Source organism: Acidithiobacillus albertensis, from assembly GCF_001931655.1.
GTDB lineage: Bacteria > Pseudomonadota > Gammaproteobacteria > Acidithiobacillales > Acidithiobacillaceae > Acidithiobacillus > Acidithiobacillus thiooxidans.
On record NZ_MOAD01000068.1, the window covers coordinates 1 to 1,077 of the forward strand.

Below are 1,077 nucleotides of genomic sequence, written 5' to 3' on the forward strand. Positions count from 1 at the left end.
GGCGCGCTCTAAAATGAAGTGCAACACCTCTGGTCGAAGGCAGACGGAGGTGAGAGATGGCCAGAAAATACAGGCAATTGTTGCCCGATCAGCGAAACCAGATACAGCGTGGATTGAATCAGGGGCTGAGTATTCGTGGCATTGCCAGGCAGTTGGGCCGAAGCCCTAGCACGATCAGTCGGGAGATTCAGCGAGGTCGTGTGGAAGAGACCTATGACGCCGTATGCGCTCGGGAAGAAGCGCAGAGGCGCCGACGCAAGGGAGTCAGGAAGTTGACTGAAGGTTCGCCTTTAACCCTCGCGGTGACACACGCTATTCTGCAAAGGAAGTGGTCACCGGAGCAGATAGCGGGGAGGTTGCGGATGGACTATCCCGAAGACAAACAGTGGCACGTCTCTCATGAGACTATTTACCAGTTTATCTATGCCCACCCGGCGGGTGAACTGCGCAAGGCATTGATTGCAGGGCTGCGCAGAGGGCACAGCAAACGCAAGCCCCGCACACGAGGTAAAGACCGTCGTGGCGGGATCACGAACATGCGCTCAATCCGTGAGCGCCCGGAGGAAGCACAAGCTCGCGAAGTACCCGGTCACTGGGAAGGCGACCTGATCAAGGGGGCATTCAATGCCAGTGCTATTGGCACGTTAGTGGATCGTAGCAGTCGCTTCGTCATCCTCGCGCGAGTGGAGGATGCTACGGCAGAAGCGATCCTGGAAAGCTTTACGCGGCGTTTGCGTACGCTGCCCAAGAGCTTCCGGCAAACGCTCACCTATGATCAGGGCCGCGAAATGGCTCGGCATCAGGAACTGGAGCGAAATACGGGCATATGTGTTTATTTCGCTGACCCACATAGCCCCTGGCAGCGTCCGACCAATGAAAATACGAATGGCCTACTGCGTCAGTATTTCCCCAAGGGCATGGACTTATCCGAATATTCGCAACGGCGTTTGACTCAGGTAGCGGAGGAACTCAATAATCGGCCCAGGAAATCCTTGGGATTCCGAACTCCAGCCGAAGTGATGGCACAGCAAATCAGGCAGTTAAACAGCGGTGTTGCACTTCAAACTTGAAACCGCC

Annotated in this window: 1 protein-coding gene; it reads left to right on the plus strand. The window is 55.8% G+C overall.

Annotated elements, in window-relative coordinates; genetic code table 11:
* The first annotated feature begins 56 nt into the window (after window positions 1–56).
* Window positions 57–1,070: an IS30-like element ISCARN114 family transposase gene (locus BLW97_RS17955; RefSeq protein WP_075324157.1), complete on the plus strand. Its 1,014-nt coding sequence runs from the start codon at window positions 57–59 to the stop codon at window positions 1,068–1,070.
* Window positions 1,071–1,077: the final 7 nt, after the last annotated feature.

Excerpts from the sequence above, each read along its gene's own strand:
- BLW97_RS17955 (WP_075324157.1), top strand. The coding sequence starts at position 57 with ATGGCCAGAAAATACAGGCAATTGTTGCCCGATCAGCGAAACCAGATA.